The sequence below is a fragment of the Amycolatopsis balhimycina FH 1894 genome, assembly GCF_000384295.1.
Lineage (GTDB): Bacteria > Actinomycetota > Actinomycetes > Mycobacteriales > Pseudonocardiaceae > Amycolatopsis > Amycolatopsis balhimycina.
This window is the reverse complement of sequence record NZ_KB913037.1, coordinates 4,217,694-4,238,607: the sequence shown is the minus strand read 5'-3', so window position 1 is coordinate 4,238,607 and position 20,914 is coordinate 4,217,694. Positions and strand designations below refer to the sequence as shown.

21 protein-coding genes are annotated in these 20,914 nt (G+C 70.9%); 8 read left to right on the top strand and 13 right to left on the bottom strand.

Annotated features, from left to right (window positions below; all coding sequences use genetic code 11):
* Positions 1-8 precede the first annotated feature (8 nt).
* From A3CE_RS0118625 to A3CE_RS0118615, 3 genes are read right to left on the bottom strand one after another with little or no spacing between them, the layout of a single operon-like run.
* Positions 9-851, bottom strand: a complete 843-nt coding sequence (locus tag A3CE_RS0118625) for an MBL fold metallo-hydrolase (protein ID WP_020641620.1) — start codon at positions 849-851, stop codon at positions 9-11.
* Positions 848-1,684: an MBL fold metallo-hydrolase gene (locus tag A3CE_RS0118620; protein ID WP_020641619.1), complete on the bottom strand. Its 837-nt coding sequence runs from the start codon at positions 1,682-1,684 to the stop codon at positions 848-850. The genes A3CE_RS0118625 and A3CE_RS0118620 overlap by 4 nt, the downstream gene beginning before the upstream one ends.
* Positions 1,684-2,262 carry a TetR/AcrR family transcriptional regulator gene (locus A3CE_RS0118615; protein ID WP_020641618.1) on the bottom strand — a complete coding sequence of 193 codons (579 nt, stop codon included), beginning with the start codon at positions 2,260-2,262 and terminating at the stop codon, positions 1,684-1,686. The genes A3CE_RS0118620 and A3CE_RS0118615 overlap by 1 nt, the downstream gene beginning before the upstream one ends.
* A gap of 65 nt (positions 2,263-2,327) precedes the next feature.
* Between A3CE_RS0118615 and A3CE_RS0118610 the strand changes: the two genes are divergently transcribed.
* The 3 genes from A3CE_RS0118610 to A3CE_RS0118600 are packed head-to-tail and all read left to right on the top strand — an operon-like array spanning position 2,328 to position 4,935.
* Positions 2,328-3,233 carry an aldose 1-epimerase family protein gene (locus A3CE_RS0118610; RefSeq protein WP_020641617.1) on the top strand — a complete coding sequence of 302 codons (906 nt, stop codon included), beginning with the start codon at positions 2,328-2,330 and terminating at the stop codon, positions 3,231-3,233.
* Entirely contained in the window at positions 3,200-3,706 is a 507-nt protein-coding gene (locus tag A3CE_RS0118605; protein WP_020641616.1) for a GNAT family N-acetyltransferase, read from the top strand. Before A3CE_RS0118610 ends, A3CE_RS0118605 begins: the two co-directional genes overlap by 34 nt.
* An 11-nt stretch (positions 3,707-3,717) precedes the next feature.
* Positions 3,718-4,935, top strand: coding sequence for an amidohydrolase (locus A3CE_RS0118600; protein WP_020641615.1), 1,218 nt, complete (start codon positions 3,718-3,720; stop codon positions 4,933-4,935).
* Between the two features lie 198 nt (positions 4,936-5,133).
* On the opposite strand, the gene A3CE_RS0118595 is transcribed toward A3CE_RS0118600, so the two are convergent.
* Positions 5,134-6,270, bottom strand: a complete 1,137-nt coding sequence (locus A3CE_RS0118595) for an acyl-CoA dehydrogenase family protein (RefSeq protein WP_020641614.1) — start codon at positions 6,268-6,270, stop codon at positions 5,134-5,136.
* Positions 6,271-6,371: 101 nt separating this feature from the next.
* Here A3CE_RS0118595 and A3CE_RS0118590 point away from each other — a divergent pair, with 101 nt between their 5' ends.
* From A3CE_RS0118590 to A3CE_RS0118575, 4 genes are all read left to right on the top strand, one after another.
* A complete protein-coding gene (locus tag A3CE_RS0118590) occupies positions 6,372-6,953 on the top strand; it encodes a TetR/AcrR family transcriptional regulator (RefSeq protein WP_020641613.1) in 582 nt (193 codons plus the stop codon).
* A gap of 42 nt (positions 6,954-6,995) precedes the next feature.
* Positions 6,996-7,937 carry a carbohydrate kinase family protein gene (locus tag A3CE_RS0118585; RefSeq protein ID WP_020641612.1) on the top strand — a complete coding sequence of 314 codons (942 nt, stop codon included), beginning with the start codon at positions 6,996-6,998 and terminating at the stop codon, positions 7,935-7,937.
* 198 nt (positions 7,938-8,135) lie between these two features.
* A complete protein-coding gene (locus A3CE_RS0118580) occupies positions 8,136-9,452 on the top strand; it encodes a citrate synthase (protein WP_020641611.1) in 1,317 nt (438 codons plus the stop codon).
* A 60-nt stretch (positions 9,453-9,512) separates the two neighbouring features.
* Complete coding sequence (locus A3CE_RS0118575) at positions 9,513-10,823, top strand: cryptochrome/photolyase family protein (RefSeq protein WP_020641610.1); 1,311 nt, start codon at positions 9,513-9,515, stop codon at positions 10,821-10,823.
* On the opposite strand, the gene A3CE_RS0118570 is transcribed toward A3CE_RS0118575, so the two are convergent.
* The 7 genes from A3CE_RS0118570 to A3CE_RS0118540 form a co-directional block, all read right to left on the bottom strand.
* Positions 10,813-11,298: a GNAT family N-acetyltransferase gene (locus tag A3CE_RS0118570; protein ID WP_020641609.1), complete on the bottom strand. Its 486-nt coding sequence runs from the start codon at positions 11,296-11,298 to the stop codon at positions 10,813-10,815. The two genes, A3CE_RS0118575 and A3CE_RS0118570, sit on opposite strands and share 11 nt — an antisense overlap.
* Positions 11,291-12,481, bottom strand: a complete 1,191-nt coding sequence (locus A3CE_RS0118565) for an ABC transporter permease (protein WP_020641608.1) — start codon at positions 12,479-12,481, stop codon at positions 11,291-11,293. The genes A3CE_RS0118570 and A3CE_RS0118565 overlap by 8 nt, the downstream gene beginning before the upstream one ends.
* Positions 12,478-13,407, bottom strand: coding sequence for an ABC transporter ATP-binding protein (locus tag A3CE_RS0118560; RefSeq protein ID WP_020641607.1), 930 nt, complete (start codon positions 13,405-13,407; stop codon positions 12,478-12,480). Before A3CE_RS0118560 ends, A3CE_RS0118565 begins: the two co-directional genes overlap by 4 nt.
* Positions 13,400-13,948 carry a hypothetical protein gene (locus tag A3CE_RS0118555; protein ID WP_020641606.1) on the bottom strand — a complete coding sequence of 183 codons (549 nt, stop codon included), beginning with the start codon at positions 13,946-13,948 and terminating at the stop codon, positions 13,400-13,402. Before A3CE_RS0118555 ends, A3CE_RS0118560 begins: the two co-directional genes overlap by 8 nt.
* Positions 13,945-14,214 carry a helix-turn-helix transcriptional regulator gene (locus tag A3CE_RS0118550; RefSeq protein WP_026468628.1) on the bottom strand — a complete coding sequence of 90 codons (270 nt, stop codon included), beginning with the start codon at positions 14,212-14,214 and terminating at the stop codon, positions 13,945-13,947. Before A3CE_RS0118550 ends, A3CE_RS0118555 begins: the two co-directional genes overlap by 4 nt.
* 395 nt (positions 14,215-14,609) lie before the next feature.
* On the bottom strand, positions 14,610-16,142 hold the full coding sequence (locus tag A3CE_RS0118545) for a glycerol-3-phosphate dehydrogenase/oxidase (protein WP_020641604.1): 1,533 nt from the start codon (positions 16,140-16,142) through the stop codon (positions 14,610-14,612).
* Positions 16,139-16,702 carry a TetR/AcrR family transcriptional regulator gene (locus A3CE_RS0118540; protein WP_020641603.1) on the bottom strand — a complete coding sequence of 188 codons (564 nt, stop codon included), beginning with the start codon at positions 16,700-16,702 and terminating at the stop codon, positions 16,139-16,141. The genes A3CE_RS0118545 and A3CE_RS0118540 overlap by 4 nt, the downstream gene beginning before the upstream one ends.
* A 97-nt stretch (positions 16,703-16,799) precedes the next feature.
* On the opposite strand from A3CE_RS0118540, the gene A3CE_RS0118535 reads away from it, so the two are divergent.
* Complete coding sequence (locus A3CE_RS0118535) at positions 16,800-18,419, top strand: FAD-binding oxidoreductase (protein ID WP_245589548.1); 1,620 nt, start codon at positions 16,800-16,802, stop codon at positions 18,417-18,419.
* Between the two features lie 173 nt (positions 18,420-18,592).
* Here A3CE_RS0118535 and A3CE_RS0118530 read toward each other — a convergent pair whose 3' ends face one another.
* Both A3CE_RS0118530 and A3CE_RS0118525 read right to left on the bottom strand, forming a co-directional pair.
* On the bottom strand, positions 18,593-20,230 hold the full coding sequence (locus tag A3CE_RS0118530; RefSeq protein ID WP_211231843.1) for an IS1182 family transposase: 1,638 nt from the start codon (positions 20,228-20,230) through the stop codon (positions 18,593-18,595).
* A gap of 80 nt (positions 20,231-20,310) precedes the next feature.
* Positions 20,311-20,874 carry a gamma-glutamylcyclotransferase family protein gene (locus tag A3CE_RS0118525; protein WP_020641601.1) on the bottom strand — a complete coding sequence of 188 codons (564 nt, stop codon included), beginning with the start codon at positions 20,872-20,874 and terminating at the stop codon, positions 20,311-20,313.
* Positions 20,875-20,914: the final 40 nt, after the last annotated feature.

Sequence of the window (20,914 nt, the reverse complement as noted above, 5' to 3'; positions counted from 1 at the left end):
GCGGAAGATCATTCGGTTCCGGGAGATCGGCGGCGAAGTGCGGCCAGTTCCACCGGGCTGTGCGCCGAAAACACCGTGACGTCGTCCTGGTGGTCCCGCGCCAGCTCGTGCAACCGGGCCAGGTTCGCCAGCCTCGCCCGGCGCACCGTCTGGACGAGGTTCTGGAACGCCGTCATGCCTGGCGGGCAGTGCGGGGCGACCGGGTCCAGCTGGCCGTGGAAGAAGTAGGCGTCACCGGCGTGCAGGAGCCAGCCGTCGCCGGTGTCGACCGCGACGCCGGTGTGGCCGCGCGTGTGGCCGGTGAGCGGGACCAGCAGGATCTCCTCCGGCAGGCCCTTGAGCGAGCGGACCGCCTCGAAGCCGAACCACGGCTCGCCCGTCTCGTCGTAGGTGCTCCACAGCGGGCGGTGCGCGAACTGCGCTGCCCGGTAGCGGTTCTTCTCGGCCGCGTTCGCCGGTGCCGTCGCGGCCCGGTGCTCCTCGGTCCGGACGTGCACGACGGCGTTCGGGAAGTCGGCCAGGCCGCCCGCGTGGTCGACGTCGAGGTGCGTCGCCACGACGTGCCGGACGTCGGCCGGGTCGAGGCCGAGCGCGCGGATCTGCGCGACGGCGGTCTCGGCGGCCTGGGGCTTCGCGCCGACCAGCGCCTGGAACGCGCGGCCGAGCCACTCGCCGGGCCGGGCCACGCCCTGCGTGCCGAACCCGGTGTCGACCAGCACCAGGCTGTCGCCGGTTTCGATCAGCAGGCAGTGGGCGACCAGCTCCGCCCGCCGCAGCAGGCCGGGCTCGCCGTCGAGCAGCTTGCCGCCGGCCGGCCGCATCGTGCCGCAGTTCAGGTGGTGCACCTTCATACGCTGCTCCTGGTGCTCAGCCGGAGGAATTCGGTCTCGTCGTGCGCGGCGAAGACGGTGACCTCGTCGCCGTGCTCCTGAACAAGCTGGCGCAGCCGGCGGTGGTTGTCCAGCCGGGCACCCTTCACCGTCTCCATGCGCCCCTCGAACCACTTGAGGCCCGGCGGGCACCGCGGCGCGTCCGGGTCGGCCTGCCCGTGGAAGAAGTAGGAGTCACCGGCGTTGAGCAGCCACCCGCTGCCGGTGTCGACGGCGACCCCGGCGTGCCCGCGCGTGTGCCCGGAGAGCGGGACCAGCAGGATCTCCGGCGGCAGGCCGTCGAGCTGCCGGACGGCGCCGAAGCCGAACCACGGCTCGCCGGTGTCCGCATAGGACGTCCACTGTGGACCGTGGGCGAACTGGATCCGGCGGTAGCGGCCGCGTTCGGCGTCGTCCCGCGGCTCGGTGAACGCGCGCAGCTCTTCGGCGTAGACGTGCACCCGGGCCCACGGGAAATCGATCAGCCCGCCGGCGTGGTCGAGGTCGAGGTGGGTCAGCACGATGTCGCGGACGTCCGCCGGGTCGAAGCCGAGCGCGCGGATCTGCGCGATCGCCGTCTGGCTGGGATCGGCGATCGGGTTGGACTGGCGGACGAAGCCGGCGCCGAGCCAGGCGTCGCGGTCGACCGCGGCCGGCGTGCCCATGCCGGTTTCGACGAGCACGAGACCCGTGTCGGTCTCGAGCAGCAGGCAGTGGCAGACCATGGTGGCGCGCCGGAACAGCCCGGGCCTGCCGTCGATCAGCCTGCCGCCGAGTGGTCGCAGGGTGCCGCAGTTCAGGTGGTGGACACGCATCAGGAGAACTCCCGGTCGAGGGTGGTGTGCAGGTGGGCGGCGACGGCGCGCAGCGGAGCGAGGTCGCGGCGGGTGCGGGCCAGCAGCAGCCCGCCTTCGATCGAGGCCAGCACGATGGTGGCCAGCTCTTCGGCGCGTTCGGCGGTAAGTCCTTGCCGGGCCAGGTATTCGACGAGGACACCGTGCCAAGAGGCGTATCCGTCCGCGCAGGCCACGCGGATCGGTTCGCTCGCCGCGGCGGCGTCGAGCGCCACTGTCGCGAGTGGACAGCCGCGCTGGAAGTCGGACTCCGTCAGGAACTTCGCGAGCGCGCCGACGGCGCGGTCGATCCCGGTGGCGGCGTCCGGGGCGTCACGAAGGATCGCTTCGAGCATGGTGCCGGTGCGCTCGCTCGAGAGCCGCACGGCTTCGGCGGCGAGCTGCTCCTTGCCGCCGGGAAAATGGAAGTAGAGCGACCCCTTCGGCGCGCCCCCGGCCGTCGTCAGCTGGGTGAGGCCGGTGGCGTGGTAACCCTGCGTCTGGAACAGGTCGGCGGCGGTGTCGAGCATCCGCTGCCGCGTGTCGGTGCGGCGAACCATGACTCGACCGTAGCGCAAACTATGACGACCGGTCTAGTTATTTCGCGTCTCGGTAAGGTCGTGCCATGGGCAACCCGACCGGTCAGCAGTTCGAGATCACCCGCGGCAATGCGCGCGCCGTCGTCACCGAAATCGGTGCCGGGCTGCGCGCGTTCGAAGTCGGCGGAGTGCCGTTCGTCGAGGAGTTCCCCGAAGACGCCAAGCCCCCGAAGGGCGCCGGCCAGGTGCTGCTGCCCTGGCCGAACCGCACCAAGGGCGGCCAGTGGACGTTCCAGGGGGAGCAGCAACAGCTCGAGATCACCGAGGAGGCGCGCGGCAACGCCATCCACGGCCTGACGCGCCACCTCGAGTGGGAGCTGCTGGAGCACGCCGAGTCGTCGATCACCCTGGCCGTCGACGTCGAGGTGCAGCCCGGCTGGCCGGTGCCGCTGCGCGCGACCGTCACCTACGAGCTCGCGCCGCGCGAACTGACTGTCACCCACGAGATCCGCAACGAGGGCGAGCAGCCGATCGGCGTCGGCGTCGGCACGCACCCGTACTTCCGGATCGGCGACGTCCCGACCGACGAGCTGACGCTCACGCTGCCCGCGAGCCGCGTCCGGCCGTCCCGGCCCGACGAGCAGATGCCCTATGCGCCGGAGCAGGACGTCGAGGGGACGGAGTACGACTTCCGTGCGGGCCGGCTGCTGGCGGGCGTGGACCTGGACACGGCGTTCGGTGGCCTCGCGGCGGCCGACGACGGCTCACACCACATCGTCCTGGGCAGCGAAGACCAGCAGCTGCTGGTCTGGACCGGCCCCGACTTCCGCTGGGCGCAGGTCTTCACCCCGGACGACCTCGTCGGCCGCGGCCGGGCCGTCGCGATCGAGCCGATGACCTGTCCCGCCGACGCGCTCAACACCGGCACGGACCTGATCCAGCTCGAGCCGTCGGCGTCGTGGTCGGGCAGCTGGGGCATCCGGGTCCCGTGAAGCCGCTTCGCCTGAGCGTCGCTGACGCGGGCGAAGCGCTGACGCTGCAACGCGCCGCGTACGTCACCGAAGCGCGCGCGTACGCCGACTTCGACCTGCCGCCGCTGCTGGAAACGCTCGAGGAGACGCGGGTGGCGCTGGCGTCGTGCCTGTCCTGGGGCTTCCGGGAGAACGGCAGGCTGGTGGCGTCGGTGCGGCTGGCGGTGACCGGGCACGTCGGGGTGATCGGCAGGCTGGTCGTCGCGCCGGACCGGCAGGGCCGCGGTTTCGGCGGCGAGCTGCTGCGGGTCGCGGAGGCGGCGGCCCCGCCGCCGGTGACGGTCTTCCGGCTGTTCACGGGCTCGAAGAGCGTGGGACCGCTGCGTCTCTACGCGAAGCACGGCTACCGCGAGACGCACCGGACCCCGGAACTCGACTACGAACTGGTGCACTTGGAGAAGGCCCGTGTTCACCCGTCCGGGCCAGTTCGTTAGCGTGGCGAACTATGGCGAAGGCAATTGTCGGGGGCTATGTCGTCCCCATCGACGGTGATCCCATCGAAGGCGGCACGGTCCTGATCGACGGCGGCAGGATCGTCGCGGTCGGTACCGAGGCCGACGTCGACATCCCGGAGGACGCCGAACTGGTCGACGCGGCCGGCACCTGGGTGCTGCCCGGCTTCATCGACGCCCACGCCCACCTGGGCGTCCACGAGGAGGGCGAAGGCTGGGCGGGCAACGACACCAACGAGATGACCGACCCGAACGGCGCCCGCTTCCGCGCCGTCGACGGCATCGACCCGTACGAGTCCGGCTTCGACGACGCGCTGGCGGGCGGCGTGACGAGCGTCGTCATCAAGCCCGGGTCCGGCAACCCGATCGGCGGCCAGACGATCGGCGTCAAGACCTGGGGCCGCAGCATCCTCGACATGACGTTCGCGGAGCACGTCAGCGTGAAGAGCGCGCTCGGCGAGAACCCGAAGCGCGTGTACGGGGACAAGAAGCAGACGCCGTCGACGCGGCTGGGGGTCGCGGCGATCCTGCGGGAGGCGTTCACCAAGGCCCGCAACTACCAGGCGAAGCGCGCGCACGCGGAGTCCGAGGGCAAGCCGCACGAGGTCGACCTGACGCTGGAGACGCTGTCGAAGGTCCTCGACGGCGAGCTGTACTGGGACCAGCACGTCCACCGCGCGGACGACATCGTGACGGCGCTGCGCCTGGCCGACGAGTTCGGCTACAAGCTGGTGATCAACCACGGCACCGAGGGCCACCTGATCGCGGACCTGCTGGCTGCGCGGAACGTCCCGGTGATCCTGGGTCCGCTGTTCACCACGAAGTCCAAGGTGGAGGTGCGCAACCGGACGCTGCGTTCGGCGGGCATCCTGGCCCGCGCGGGGGTGAAGATCGCGATCACGACGGACCACCCGGTGATCCCGATCAACTTCCTGGTGTACCAGGCGGCCCTGGCGGTGAAGGACGGCCTCGACCCGGCGACGGCGCTGCGGTCGCTGACCGTCAACCCGGCGTCGATGCTGGGGCTGGACGGGCAGATCGGGTCTCTTTCGCCGGGTCTGGACGCCGACGTGGTGCTGTGGTCGGGCGACCCGCTGGACGTGATGAACCGCGCGTTGCGCGTCTTCGTCCGCGGTGACGAGGTGTACCACTTCGACGAGTCGCTGGGCGAGGGCGTGTCGAAGGACCGGCGGTACCGCGAGGCGCGCTGAGTTTCGGACGGCACGCCGGTTACCGGGCGGTTCCGGCGTGCCGTCCGTCTGTATCACGGGCAAGTCAGGCCGGAAACCCGGAACTCGCGTGATCGAAGCCGGAACTCGCGTGATTGGAGCCGGAACTCGCGAGTTCCGGCTCCAATCACGCCAGTTCCGGTCCTGATCACGCCGGATCCGGATTCCGGCACGCCGGGGTCAGGCGTTCTTCAGCTCCCGGGCGATGACGACCCGCTGGATCTGGTTCGTGCCTTCGAAGATCTGCGGCACCTTCGCCTCCCGCATGTACCGCTCCACCGGGAAGTCCCGCGTGTACCCGGCGCCGCCGAGGACCTGGACCGCGTCCGTCGTCACCTTCATCGCGCCGTCCGTCGCCACCAGCTTCGCGATCGACGCCTGCCGCTTGAACGGCATTCCGCGGTCACGCCGCCGGGCCGCGTCCAGGTACAGCGCGCGGGACGCCTCGACCGTCGCCGCCATGTCCGCCAGCATGAACTCGATCCCCTGGAATTCGATGATCGGGCGGCCGAACTGCGAACGGCCCTTCGCGTACGCCACCGCTTCGTCCAGCGCCGCCTGCGCCAGGCCCACCGCGCACGCCGCGATGCCCAACCGGCCCGAGCTCAACGACGACAGTGCGATCCGCAGCCCGTCGCCCGGGGCGCCGAGGAGGCGTGAAGCGGGTACGCGAGCGTCGTCGAAGATCATCTGGGCCGTCGGGGAGCCCGTGAGGCCCATCTTCCGCTCCCGCGGCGCCGCCGAGAGGCCCGGAGTCTCACTAGGAACCAGCAGACACGAGATCTCCGAAGCGCCCGTGCGGACCATCGTCGTGTAGAAGTCCGCCACTCCCGCGTGCGTGATCCACGCCTTCGTGCCCTTCACGACGTAGTCCGAGCCGTCGAGACGCGCGCGCGTCGTGAGCGCCGCCGCGTCCGAGCCCGCCTGTGTCTCCGACAGCGCATACGCGCCCAGGAGCGAGCCTTCGAGCATTTCCGGCAGCCAGCGGTCGCGCTGCTCGTCGGTGCCGTACTCCGCCAGCGCGTAGCAGGACATCGTGTGCACCGACAGCCCGACACCGACCGTCATCCACGCCGCCGCGATCTCCTCCAGGACCTGCAGGTAGACCTCGTACGGCAGGTCGCCGCCGCCCCAGCGCTCCGAGTACGGCAGGCCCAGCAGCCCGGACTTGCCGAGCAGGCGGAACTGCTCGCGGGGGAACTGCTCGGCCTCCTCGGCCGCCGCCGCCCGCGGGGCCAGCTCGTCGCGCGCGATTTCCCTGGTCAGCGCGACCAGTTCCTCGGCTTCCGAGGATGGCAGCAGTCGTTCGGCGGGCATCGGTGTCCTCCAAAACCGTACTGAAAACAGTACTGTGGGTCTGTTCAGAGTACAGTATGACGAGCCTGGGCTGGCCGGAAGACGTAGGAGATAGTGAGCCGATGCGCCCCGAACCCCGCCGACGGCCGACCGCCCGTCAGCGTGCCCTGCTCGCCGACCTCGAGGCGCTCTTCCTCGCCGAGGGCTTCGCCGCCTTCACTCTCGACGACCTGGCCGGCCGCCTGCGCTGCTCGAAGTCGACGCTCTACGCGCTCGCGCCCAGCAAGGAGCAGCTCGCCGTCAAGGTCGTCACCCAGTTCTTCCGGGGCGCCGCGGAGCGGATCGAGGAGCGCATCGCCGGGATCGACGACGCCCGCAAGCTCATCGGCGAGTACCTGGCGGGCGTCGCCGAGCACCTGAACCGGGCGTCGCCGTCGTTCATGCGGGACCTCGCCGAGTTCGGCCCGGCCCGCGAGGCCTACCAGCTCAACAGCCGGTTCGCCGCCACACGGCTCCGGCAGTTCATCGACCGGGGTGTCGCCGACGGCGTCTTCCGGGACGTCCACGCCCGGCTCGTGGCCGAGATGACCGGGCTGATCATCGAAGGCATCCAGACCGGGGTGCTCGGCCGGCGGACGGACGTGTCCGACGCCGAGGCGTTCACCGCTTTGGGCGAACTGCTCCTCGGCGGCCTGAACAAATAGCGGACAGGAATTGTCACCCTGCGGTGAATTAAACTTCCCCGCGTGATCGTCGTAGGCGGAGAAGCTCTGGTCGACCTGGTTCCCGGCGACCCCTTGGATTCCACTGTGGACGGTGGACTGCGCGCGCTGCTGCCGCGGCTCGGCGGCGGGCCGTACAACGTCGCGCTGGCCGCCGGCCGGCTCGGCGTGCCGGCGGCGTTCCTCTCGCGCGTGTCCACCGATCGCTTCGGCGACGCGATGATCGAGCGCCTGCACGCCTCCGCCGTCGACACCTCGCTGCTGCAACGGGGTGACGAGCCGACGACCCTCGCCGTCGTGGCGCTGGACGCGAAGGGCGCCGCGCGCTACTCGTTCTACGTCGAGGGCACCGCCGACCGGCTCGTCGCCGACCCCGGGCCGCTGCCCGAAAAGGTGACCGCGCTCTCACTCGGCACCCTCGGCATGGTCCTCGAGCCCGGCGCCTCGGCGTACGAGACGATGCTTCGCCGCGAAGCCGCTCGTGGCGTGCTGACCGTCCTCGACCCCAACATCCGCGAGGCCCTCATCACCGACCCGGCCGCCTACCGCGCCCGGTTCGCGTCCTGGCTGCCGGACGTCCGGCTGCTGAAGATCTCCGACGACGACGCCGCGTGGCTCACCGACGGCGCCGACCCGGTCGCCGCCGCGAAGACGTGGATCGAGTCCGGTGTGGACGCCGTGGTGCTCACCCGGGGCGCCGACGGGCTCGCCGTGATCACCGCCGCAGGTGAGCTGGCCCACGTCCCGTCGCGAAAAGTCACCGTCGTGGACACCATCGGCGCGGGCGACACCGTCCAGGGCGCCCTGCTGGCCTGGCTGCACACCCACGACGTCGCCGACCTGGCATCTCTCGACGCCGGCGCGTGGCGGGAGGCCCTCGCCTTCGCGGCCAAAGCGGCGTCCATCACGGTGTCCCGCAGCGGCGCCGAGCCGCCCACGTCCGCCGACATGGCGTCGGCCGTGTGAACCTGGTCCCAAAGCGGGCCTTCGGCACAACGTCACCGCTGCGCGGTGACGGGTTTCTCGACTAGCGTAGAGGGGCATTCTTCATACCCCAGCGGGGCGGTGTGCAGCGAGGCGCCAGTGTTTCCTCGCGTGAACACGTGGCTACCTGTGAAACGTACAGGCGCCGCCGGCCCGTGCCCAAACGTGAGAGGGACTTGCATGTCCGACGCGACGACTGCGGGGCAGGCGTACGGCGAAACCGCGAAGCTGACCCTGCCGAGTGGCGAGCACGAGTTCAAGATCGTCCACCCGGTCGAGGGCGCGCCCGGGATCGAGCTGGGGAAGCTGCTGGCGCAGACGGGGTACATCACCTACGACCCCGGCTTCGTCAACACCGGTGCCGCGTCGTCGGCCATCGCCTACATCGACGGTGACGCCGGGATCCTCCGCTACCGCGGGTACCCGATCGAGCAGCTGGCCGAGAAGTCGACCTTCATCGAGGTCTCCTACCTGCTGATCTACGGCGAGCTGCCGACCCAGGCCCAGCTGGCCGACTTCACCGAGAAGATCCAGCGGCACACGCTGCTCCACGAGGATCTGAAGGCGTTCTTCAGCGGCTTCCCGCGTGACGCCCACCCGATGCCGGTCCTGTCGAGCGCCGTTTCGGCGCTGTCGACCTTCTACCAGGACTCGCTGAACCCGTTCGACGAGCCGAACGTCGAGCTGTCCACGGTCCGGCTGCTCGCCAAGCTGCCGACCCTGGCCGCGTACGCGTACAAGAAGTCCGTCGGCCAGCCGCTGCTGTACCCGGACAACTCGCTGGGCCTGGTCGAGAACTTCCTGCGGATGACGTTCGGCTTCCCGGCCGAGCCGTACGAGGTCGACCCGGAGGCCGCCAAGGCCCTCGACCTGCTGTTCATCCTGCACGCCGACCACGAGCAGAACTGCTCGACCTCGACCGTGCGCCTGGTCGGCTCGTCGGAGGCGAACCTGTTCGCTTCGATCTCCGCCGGCATCAACGCCCTGTTCGGCCCGCTGCACGGCGGCGCGAACTCCGCGGTGCTCGACATGCTCGAGGGCATCCAGCGCGACGGCGGCGATGTCGCCAAGTTCGTGGAGCGGGTGAAGAACAAGGAAAAGGGCGTGAAGCTGATGGGCTTCGGGCACCGGGTCTACAAGAACTACGACCCGCGCGCGAAGATCATCAAGAACACCGCGGACGAGATCCTCGGCAAGCTGAAGGGCGGCGACCAGCTGCTCGACATCGCCAAGAAGCTCGAAGAGACGGCGCTTTCCGACGATTACTTCATCGAGCGGAAGCTGTACCCGAACGTGGACTTCTACACCGGCCTGATCTACCGGGCGCTGGGCTTCCCGACGAAGTTCTTCACGGTGCTGTTCGCGCTGGGCCGGCTCCCGGGCTGGATCGCGCACTGGCGCGAGATGATCAACGACCCGGCCACCAAGATCGGCCGCCCGCGGCAGATCTACACCGGCCACGCGTCGCGGGACTACACCCCGATGTCGGAGCGCTGAGCCTGACTGACGTAAACGCCCCGTCGTGCACCTGCACGGCGGGGCGTTTATCGTTCCGGCGTGACCAGAGAAGCGCCGGTTGTCCTGTGGTTCCGCCGCGACCTGCGGCTCGGTGACCACGCCGCGCTGCTGGAGGCGTCACGCCACAGCAAGCACGTCCTCGCGCTGTACGTCCTCGACGAGAAGCTGCTGAAGCCGGGCGGTGCTCCGCGGGAGGCGTTCCTCTACGGCTGCCTGGAGAAGCTGGACGAACAGCTCGGCGGCCGGCTGATGCTGGTGCGCGGCGAACCGGCGGTCGAGGTGGTCCGGGTGGCGCGTTCGGTGGGGGCGGCGGCGGTGCACGTGAGCACGGACTGTGGACCGTACGGCCGCCGCCGGGACGCCTCCGTGGCGAAGGCGTTGGCGGACAACAATATCGACTGGGTCGAGACGGGCTCACCGTACGCCGTGACACCCGGGCGCGTCACCAAGCCGGACGGCGACCCGTATCGCGTTTTCACGCCGTTTTATCGCGCTTGGACGGCACACGGGTGGCGCGCTCCCGCCGATACCGGACCGTCCCTTGTGGACTGGGTGGAGCCACCGCGCTCGCTGAAAATTCCGCGCCCGCCTCGTGCCGACGCCGAATTGCCCGAGCCGGGCGAGCGGGCCGCGCTGGACGCGTGGCACGCCTTCCTCGACGGCGGCGTCGAAACCTACGACACCGACCGCGACCGGCCGGATCTCTCCGGCACCACGCGGCTTTCGCCGTACCTGCGCTGGGGATGCGTGCACCCGCGGACCCTGCTGGCGGACCTCGGCGACGGTGCGGGAGCGAAGTCGCTGCGGAGCGAGCTGTGCTGGCGCGAGTTCCACGCCGACGTCCTGTGGCACCGGCCGGAAACCGCACGCGAGAACTACGACCGCCGTTTCGACGGGATGGAGTACGACGACGACCACGAAGCGTTCGAGCGGTGGTGCGCGGGCCGGACCGGCTTTCCGATCGTCGACGCCGGGATGCGGCAGCTGCTGGCCGAAGGCTGGATGCACAACCGGGTGCGGATGATCGTCGCGAGCTTCCTGGTGAAGGACCTGCACCTGCCGTGGCAGTGGGGCGCCCGGCACTTCATGAAGCACCTCGTGGACGGCGACCTCGCGTCGAACCAGCTGAACTGGCAGTGGGTCGCCGGGTGTGGCACCGACGCGGCGCCGTACTTCCGGATCTTCAACCCGGCCACCCAGGGGAAGAAGTTCGACCCGGACGGCGACTACGTCCGCAAGTACGTCCCGGAACTGCGTTCCGCTGCGGGAACGGATTACCCGGCGCCGATGGTCGACCACGCCCACGAGCGCCGGGTGTCCTTGGAGCGGTACGGCAGGATCACGTCGTGAGCGGGCGGACGCGCCACACGACGGCGAGCGCGGGGTCGCCGGTGGCACTCGGCTCGATCCGGTCCACGGTGAAGCCCTCGCGCTCGTAGAACGCGCCGGCCCGCTCGTTGGCCGCGAAGTGTTCGATGTACAGCCGTCCGGCGTCGGCGGGCAGCTGCTCGACGAGAGCGTCGAGCAGTCGCGGGCCGAGCCCCCGGCCGCGCTGCCCGGGGTGGACGTAGAGCTTGTAGACCACGTGATCGGGAGCGCTGCGGCCGCGTTGCCCGACGCCGACGAGCTCGCCGGCGTCCTCGGCGACCACCACCAGCCCGCCCGCCACGGCCGCGCCGAGGTGCGTCTCGTTCCACCAGTCGCGGACCTGCGCGGCCGCGGCGGCCGCGCCGATCAGCGGAGCGTAGTGCGCCCGGACGTGCACGTCGCCGAACCTGCTGATGGCGGGCACATCGCCGGGCAGCGCCGCCCGCACGTCAGCCACGCAGGGCCTCCGACAGCTTGATGCGGCTGCCGATGCGCAGGACGCTGTTGCCGTAGATCTTGCCGCCCAGCCAGGTCAGCAGCGCGACGCAGGTGACCGTCAGCGCCAGCGACAGCCCGATCTCCCAGCCCGCCGCCGCGCCCGTCGAAATGCGGGCCGGCATGAGGATCGGCGACAGCAGGGGGATCAGCGAGACGATCTTCGTCGCCGAGCCGTCCGGGTTCTGGACCAGCAGGTTGAACCCGGCGATGAACCCGACGACCAGGATGATGTTGAGCGGCCCGACCACCGACTGCGTGTCCTCCTGCCGGGAGACCAGCGAACCCAGCGCGCCGTAGATCGTGGCGTACAACAGGAATCCCAGCAGGTACCAGAGCAGGCCCCACAGCACCGCGCCGGTGGCGAAGCCGGACAGGGTGAACACCCCGGTCGCCGTCGCGGCCCCCAGCCCGACCGCGCCGAGGATGACCAGCTGGGTCAGGCCGACCAGGCCGAGCCCGATCACCTTGCCCAGCAACAGCTGCCACGGCCGCACGCTGGCGAGCAGGATCTCCACGACCCGGCTCGACTTCTCCTCGACGACGCCCTGGGCGACCATCATCCCGTAGGTGATGATGCTCATGTACAGCAGGAACGCCACGACCAGGCCGACGACCAGCCGCTGTGTGTGGTCCGCGGGCTGGGGCGTGATCGCGTCGTCCTGCACGTGGGTGCTGGTGACCCTGGCCATCACCTCGGCGGGCTCGAGCTGCGCGGACGACAGCACGCCGTCGAGCACCTGCTGCTGCGCGACCTGGTCGAGCACCCGGCGCAGCTGATCGTCCAAAGAGGACTTGTAGGTGGCGGTCAGCTTCGCCGCGCTGCCCGAGACGAGCGCGTCGAAGTCGCCGTCCGCCACCTTCTTCCGGCCCTCGGCCGGGTCGGTGACGACGATCGTGGTGATCTCCCGGCCCGAGAGCGCGGCTTCGGTCTGCAGCTGCCGGGCGATCCCGATCGCCTGCCCGGTCAGCCCGACCGTGCTCTTGTTCGACGAACCCGCCAGCGCGGTCTGGAAGAAGACGTACCCCAGCAGCAGCACCAGCAGGACCGCAGTGCCGACCACGAACGACCGCGTCCGCAGCCGCGTGTTCAGCTCGCGCTTCAGCACGAGCCAGACGGCCCGGCGGGCACTCAGCGTCCTCATCGCGGTTCCCCCTTCTCAGCGGCGACATCCAGGGAGACGGCGTCGCGGAACAGCTCGGTCAGCGAACGGCGACGGCGGCTGAACTCGGTGACGGGCCCGGTCGCCAGGGCCGTGGCGAGCACGGCCTGGTCGTCCGCGCTCGGTTCGAGGTCGAGCACGGTGGTGGCGCCGTGCTCCTCCAGCACCCGCACGCCGGGCAGGCCCGCGGCCCAGCCGGAGCGCGCCGCCGGTGCGGTCACGACGAGCTTGCTGCTCGCGCCCGCGGTCAGTTCGGCGACCGTGCCGACGGCGACCATCCGGCCGCCGCGGATGATCCCGACCCGGTCGCACAGCCGCTCGACAAGGTCGAGCTGGTGGCTGGAGAACACCACCGGCACCCCCGCCGCGGCCTTCTCCCGCAGGACCCCGCTCATGACGTCGACCGCGAGCGGGTCGAGGCCGGAGAACGGCTCGTCGAGCACCAGCACAGCCGGGTCGTGCACCAGCGCGGCGGCCAGCTGGACGCGCTGCTGGTTGCCTAGGCTGAGCTTCTGCACCTCGTCCTTGCGGCGGTCGGCCAGCCCGAGCCTGCCGATCCAGCTCTCCGCGTTGCGGTGCGCCTCGTTCGCGCTCAGCCCGTGCAGCTCGGCCAGGTAGACCAGCTGCTCCAGCACCTTCATCTTCGGGTACAGCCCGCGTTCCTCCGGCATGTAGCCGATGTGCGTGCGGGCCTCGTGCGTGATCTTCGCGCCGTCGAAGCGGACCTCACCGCCGTCGGCGGCCAGCACCCCCAGCGCGATCCGCATCGTGGTCGTCTTGCCGGCGCCGTTGCTGCCGACGAAGCCGAACAGCTCCCCGGCGCGGACGTCGAACGAGACGCCGTCCAGCGCGACCTTCGCGCCGTAGCGCTTGGAGATCCCGTCGATCTCCAGTGTCCCCTCAGGCATTCCCCATCCCCTCCTCGAAGTCTTCGGGGTCGTCGTCCGGCAGCGACCAGCCCAGCACGATGGTCGGCATGGTGCTGCCGGTGACCAGCAGCGCGGACAGCATCATCGCGCCGCGCCAGCCCCCTTCCGGCAGGTCCGCGACCGCCATCGCGTAGAACATCGCGACGATCATCAGGTACACGAGCACCTGGTAGCCGATGAACGTGATCCGGTGGCGCCACTCGCGTTCCCGCTCGTCGAGCAGCCGCGAGAAGCCGCCGCTGATCCGCCCGGTCAGGATCCGGAGCAGGACGAACCCGATGCCGCCGACGGCGATCGCGCCCAGCCAAAGCAGGAAGAACACCCAGGGCGGCGTGCTCTTGAAGAGGGCCGCGGCCACGATGAACCCGGCATCGGCGGCCGCCACGACAAGGGCCAGCGTCCGGCGGCGCTTCCGGGTGCGCCAGCCCGGCAGCCGCTTGGCGTGCCGCAGCTCCCGTGCGTCCATCCTGTCCAGCTGACGTTCCCAGTAGGCCGTGAGCCGGCCCTGCTGCTCGGTCATGCTCCCCCCTCGCGGTAGACCTGGGTGGACAGTGGCGTGAACGGTTCGCGGCTGAACACTGCTTCGACCGGCAGATCGAACACCGCGCAGAGCCGGAACGCCAGGTCCAGGCTCGGATAGTGGTCACCCCGCTCGAGCGCCCCGATGGTCTGCGGATTGACCTCGACGGCGTGCGCGAGCGCGGCCCTGCTCATCCCGCGCTCGGCGCGGAGCACGGCAAGCCGGTTGTAGATCGGCAGCTCCTTGCCGCGTCTGACCGGACTCATGAACATACTGTTGCAAAAACCCAACAGCTCGTCAACTTAAGAGAACATCAAGCCCGGTTGGTCTGGTCGGCGAGCGGACTTGTCCACAGGGGCGCGGTGATATGGACAACCGGCCCGGGGCGGCGGCTTTCCGGCGGGTTTGTCGGTGGGCGCCGATAGACTGGACCTGGGCACGCCCCCCTGGGAGTGGTGGGGGCTGCTTTCGGTCAGGTGAGGCCGGCAAGCGACTTGTCGACAAGCTCGGCCACTCGTGGAGCCGCGGTTGTGATGTCATGAACGGGTCGTTCACCTCGTCCGACGCCATGAAAGAGTCGTTCATGGCGTCCGTGTCGTCGGCCGGCCGCGAGGTCACGACTTTGCCGGGCCCTGCCTGGGAGTGGCAGGGGCTGCTTCGGTCAGGTGAGGCCGGCAAGCGACTTGTCGACAAGCTCGGCCACCCGCGGAGCCGCCGCGGCGGCGTCGGCCGGGATCAGCGAGAGGCGTGTCCGGCGCTCCAGTACGTCCTCGACGTCCAGGGCCCCCTCGTTCCGGACCGCCCAGACGATCTCCGCCGCCGTGATCTCCGTTCCCGGGGCCACCGGGGCCGCGAACTCCGCGTCCAGCTCGCCCAGCGCCGCCACGCGCGGGGCTTCCGTGCCGTACCGGGCCACCAAGCGCGGCGCAGCGTCCACAAGGGACAGTCGTGGGCCCGCGCCCAGCAGCGGCAACCGCGCTGTGCGGCACGGGGAAGCGGAGAGGCCCGCCAGTCGCACGGCCGCGTCGACCGCGTCCTCGGCCATCCGGCGGTACGTCGTCAGCTTGCCGCCGACCACCGTGAGCAGGCCGTCCGTGCCGGCCAGGACCGCGTGCTTGCGGGACAGGTCCGCCGACCGGCCGCCCCCGGCCACCAGCGGCCGCAGGCCGGCGAAGGAGCCGGCGACGTCCGCGCGGGTCAGGGGGCGTGCCAGCACCGAGGAAGCCAGCGAAAGCAGGAAGTCCACATCGGACTCGGGCACGACTGGTACGTCGGGGATCGGGCCGGAGATCGGCTCGTCCGTGAGTCCCAGGTAGACCCGGCCGTCCGGCTGGGGGAGCAGGAAGACGAACCGGTTGGTCTCGCCGGGCACGCCGATGTTCACCGACGTCGTCCCCATCGGTACCGTCCCCGGCGCGAGCACCAGGTGCGAGCCGAGTGACGGCCGCAGCCGCACCGCGCCGGTCAGCGTTCCCGCCCACACGCCCGTCGCGTTGATCACCTGGCGCGCGTGGATGTCCAGTGTGCCGCCCGAAACGCCGTCGCGGACCGTGACCCGGTCCGCGGAAAGCGACGACGCCGAAAGCCGCGTGAGAATGCGGGCGCCGAACGTCGCCGCCGTGCGCGCCAGTGAAACCACCAACCGGGCGTCGTCGACCAAGGCGCCGTCGTAAGCCAGCAAAGCGCCGCGCAAACCGTGTGCGGAAAGCCCGGGGGCCAGCGCCAGGGCCTCGGCCGCCGGGACCTTGCGCGGCCGCGGCAGCACCGACGACGGCGTGCGCGCCGCCCGGCGGAGGCCGTCCCCGGCTCGCAACGCGGCCGCGACAACGGCCTCCTGAACCCGCGAAGTGCTGGAGTACAACGGAAACAGCTGCGGCATCGCGCGGGTGAGGTGGGGTGCCGTGCGCGTCATCAGGATGCCGCGCTCCACGGCGCTTTCGTGCGCCAGGCCCAGCTCGCCGTGTGCCAGGTACCGCAGGCCGCCGTGCACGAGCTTCGAAGACCAGCGTGACGTCCCGAAGGCGAGATCGTGCGCTTCGACGAGCGCCACCGACAACCCGCGCGACGCCGCGTCCAAAGCGATCCCGGTGCCGGTGACGCCGCCGCCGACCACGACGATGTCGACCCGCTCGCCCGACGCCAGCGCCGCGAGCTCACGTTCGCGGCGCCGCGCGTTGAGCGAGCCGGACGTCACGGCTTCAGTGCCGCGTCGAGCACGTGGGTGAACTCCGCCATCAACGCCGGCTCGTCGACGTCGACGGTCGCCGGCCGCAGCGAGAACGCGAACGACTGGACCACCAGCAGCACCGACCGCGACTGCGCGGCGACCGGTGCCCGCCGGATCGAACCGTCCTCGTGGCCGGCCGTCAGCAGCTGGTGCAGCACCTGTTCGGCGAACTGCTGGGTCGCGCCGAGCCGCTCGACGATGTACGGCAGGACCAGTTCGGGGTCGACGTCGAGCAGGGTCCGGAACAGCGGATCGCCCGACAGCGCGCGGATCCCGGCCGCGGCGATCAGCACGAGGCGTTCGCGGCTGTTCGCGGCTTCGGCGCCGCGTTCGCTCGCCGTGCGCAGCAGCCCGCTGAACTCGCGGGTCATCAGGGCGGCGAGCACGCTGCGGACGTCCGGGAAGCGGCGGTAGACCGTCATCCGGCTGACCCGGGCGGTGCGGGCGATTTCGGCCAGTGTGGTGCGGCGCACACCGACGGCGAGCACGCACGAGCGCGCGGCGTCGAGCAGCACGTCGTCGGCCACTCGCGTGGCCGTCTGCCGGTTTCGGGTGTCCGCGAGCGCGGAGGAACTCGCCGTCTGGGTAGTGTGACGTTTCACGTCCATATGTCACACTGTAGTCGTGAACGTCCTCATTGACCACCGCCTCCGACGGTCATGGACGGCGGAAGCCGCCGACGCCGCCCAGCTGCCCGCGCGCGTGGGTAGCTGGCTTGAACAGCGTATCGGTCCGGTGGCGCCCGGCGCCGCACCGGCGGCCGGAATGCCGGTGGAAATACCGTCACCGAAACTGGACGAATCTGCTGCCGCCGCGTTGTCAAAAGTGGTCGGTGCGGAGAACGTGCTGGTGGACGACGTGGAACGGCTGGCGCGGGCGACCGGACTGTCCTACCTCGACCTCTTACGGCAGCGTTCGCCCTCCGCGGACTTCCCGGTTCCCGACGCGGTGGTGCTGCCCGCCGGCCCCGACGAGGTCCAGGCGGTGCTCGACGTCTGCGTCCGGCACGACGTCGGGGTCGTGCCCTTCGGCGGCGGCACTTCGGTCGTCGGCGGCGTCGCGGCGCTGCGCGGGGAGAAGGCGTCGGTGATCGCGCTCGACCTCGTCCGGCTCGACGCGCTGGTGTCGGTCGACGCCGAGTCGCGCATCGCCGTCCTGCAGGCGGGCGTCCGTGGTCCCGAGGCCGAGCGCCTCCTCGGCGAGCACGGCCTGACGCTCGGGCACGTCCCGCAGTCGTTCGAGCGGGCCACGATCGGCGGGTTCGCGGCGACGCGCTCGGCCGGCCAGGCGTCGTCGGGCTACGGGCGGTTCGAGGACATGGTGACCGGCGTGCGGCTGGCGACGCCGCGCGGCGCGTGGAAGCTCGGCGTCGCGCCGGCGTCCGCGGCCGGGCCGGACCTGCGCCAGCTCGCGATCGGCAGCGAGGGAACGCTGGGCGTGATCACCGAAGTCGCGCTGCGGGTGCGGCCGGTCCCGGCGGTCCGGCGCTACGAGGGTTACGCGCTGCCCAGCTGGGCAGCCGGTGCCGAGGCCGTGCGGGACCTCGCACAGCACCACGCGCTCGCCGACGTCACCCGGCTCTCCGACGGGGACGAAACCGAGGTCTCGCTGACGCTGAACGCGGGGCTCAAGACGACGGCGCTGCGCCGCTACCTCGCTGCGCGCGGGGTGCGGCGGCCGTGTTTCCTCATCGTCGGCTGGGAAGGCACCGCGCACGACGTGGCGCTTCGGCGCCGCGAGACAACGCGGCGGCTGAAGGCGGCGGGCGCGGTGCGCGTCGGCAAGGCGCTCGGCGAGTCGTGGCGGCACGGCCGGTTCGCCGGGCCCCGCCAGCGCGACGCGTTGCTGGACCGGGGTGTCTGCGTCGAGACGCTGGAGACGGCGACCTATTGGTCCAATGTGGACGAACTGCGGGACGACGTCCGCGCCGCCCTGACGGCGTCGCTGGGCCGGGCGATCGTCATGTGCCACATTTCGCACGCGTACGAGACGGGGGCGTCGCTGTACTTCACGGTGCTGACGGCCCGCGACGAGGCCGACCCGGTCGGCCAGTGGCAGCGAGCGAAGGCGGCGGCCTGCGAAGCGATCACCGGGCTCGGCACGATCTCGCACCACCACGCCGTCGGCGTCGACCACGCGCCGTACCTGAGCGCGGAGATCGGCGCGCTGGGCGTCGAGGTGTTGCGGGCGGCCAAGTCCGCGGTGGATCCGACCGGCATCCTCAACCCGGGCAAGCTGGTCTAGGTGGCTGGTGTCGAACGGGCCTTGACGTGCGTGAGCTGGGCTGTGGGCGTCGAATAGGGCGCTGCGGTTGCCTGCTCTGATCGAGGCGGATCGGCAGGTCAGGGCGCCGTCGTGGCTGGGTGTGGGCTCGGTAACGGCCGTTGCGGGCCATGATGGCCCGCCCCACGCCCGGATCAGGCGGTGGCCACTACCCATTTCCCTGCCGTGTGGGTGATTCCGTGCGTGGCGAGCCGCGCGAGGTTGACCGCGGCGGCCAGCAAGGAGAAGTCGGCGGCGACTTTCACGCGTCCTCGGACACGAGCACGGCGTCCGCCGTGACGGCGGCGCATCAGGTGACCGATCTTGCGTTCCACTTTCGGGCGGGTGGCCCGGTAGTCGGCCTTCCAGCCGGGGTCGTGTTGGCGTTCGCGGGCGGCGACCAGGGTCCTCTCGTGGGGGCCGATGGTGATCCTGCGGCCGTCTTTGGCCGTGGTGCACTGCGCGGCCAACGGGCAGGTGGCGCACAGAGCGCCGAACAGGGCCTGCCCGGTGTGACGCTCGCCGGTCCGGGCGCGGATGGGCACGGTGTTGCCGGCGGGGCAGGTCACGGTCTGACCTTCGAGGTCGATATCGAAGCGATCCTTGGGAAAGTGACCTTTCACCGCCGCGGGCGGCTGCACCTTAAGTCCATTGTGGATACCGGCGTTGTCCAGCCGCTCCAGCAGTTCCCCGGCTCCGTAGGCCGCGTCGCCGTAGGCCGCCGCCTGTTCTGCGGGCTCGACAGGCACTTCGGCTTCGGCTTCGGCTTCGGCTTCGGCTTCGGCTTCGGCTTCGGCTTCGGCTTCGGAGGGCAGGATGTCGGTCAGCAGATCCTCGGCGACCTCGGCGTCACCGCTGTTGCCGGGCGTGACCTCGGTGGCGGTGATGACCTCGGTGTCCGGATCGATCGCGATATGCCCCTTGTAGCCATCGAAACCGCGGGCGTTGGTCTTGTGGCCGTGACGAGCCTGGGGATCCACCGTCGAGATGACCCGATCCGCGGCGACCCGCCGGGCGATCCGAAACACCCCGTCGTCGTCGGTCAGATCCTGGCCCAGCACCGTGGCCACCAGACACGCGGCCTGGTCCACACCCCGCTCGAGTTCGCAGCCCGCCAGCAGCGCCAGCATCGCGAACCCGTCCCGCGCCCGGGAATCGACCAACGCCTCCCGGGCCTCCCGGTCGTCCCAGTCGATGTGCGGCTTCGCGGTGCCGGCGTAGTCATCCCCACTCCTGATCGCGCCGCGCAGCACGGCGGCCAGATCGGCGCCGGCTGCCGCGAGCAGCCCCCGGATCGCCGAGCGGATCAGGGTGATGGTGTCCATCGTGGCGACCGCGTCGTAGATCGGGGTCGAGTCCAGCACCCGCCGCCGCCCGACCAGACCCGCCTGACGGGCGACATCGAGCACGACCTGGAAGATCCGGTCCGGCCGCGGCGAGCGGGCCAGCCGGGCGCGCATGTCGACCAACACCGTGTGCACGAACCCCGGATAGTCGAAATCCAGCCCGCCGGCGGCGTACTTCCACCGCGCGTCGAACGCGAACCGGTCGACCGCTTCCCGGTCCGAGAGGCCCTCGACGCGTTGCAGGACCATCACCACCGCCACGATCATCGGCGGCACCGACCGACGCCCGATGTCGGTGAACAGGTCCGCGAACATCTCGTCCGGGAACAGCGCGAAGCACTCCCGGTGCAGGATCCCGTAGATCGAATCCGCGGCGACCCGGTCCGCGCAGTAGTCCACGGTCGAGCGCAACAGGTCGGTCTGACGGGGTGTGCGTCCCAAAGCCACGACGGTCATCCTGCCGGGCTGATCACCTGCTCAAGGCGACCGACACGCACTGATCCTTCACGACCTAAAACACCAGCCACCTAGGGGAAGGTGCGGCCGTCCGGCGGCGTGACGACAGTGCACGCGACGCCGGGGCTGCCGGCCGGTTCGCCCACCAGCTCCACGGCCTGCGCCTGCGGGACGTCGGCGGTGCGCACCGGCTTGCCGTCGACCAGCAGTGGGTACCGGATCGGCACCGCGCCGATGTAGGCCAGCACGTCGGTGACCGCGCTGCCGTCCTCCAGCGTGATGTCCGGGCCGGTGAGCCGGACGAGGTGGTAGCGGTTGCCGCGGCCTTCGCAGATGTCGAGCACCTTGAGCTGGTCCGGGGTCACGAACCAGACGGCATGCTCCTCGACGCCGGGGAGCGCGGTCAGCGTCGCCGGCCGCTGGCCGTCGCGGAAGCGCAGGCCGGACGCCCACACCGCGGCGAGGCCGTCGCAGCGCGCGTGCGCCACCACGACCGGGCCCTTCAGCCCGAGTTCGGCCCGCATCCAGCTGATCTTCGACGGGTTCGCGTTGGAGCCGTAGGCGAGTACGGCCTGCCGCTCGCGCCAGCCGTCCGGGGCCGTGTCCAGCGGGTACCCGGCGCCGTTTGCGTGCACGAAGGAGAAGCCCGGCCGGGTCCCCGGGTAGGGGTCGGCC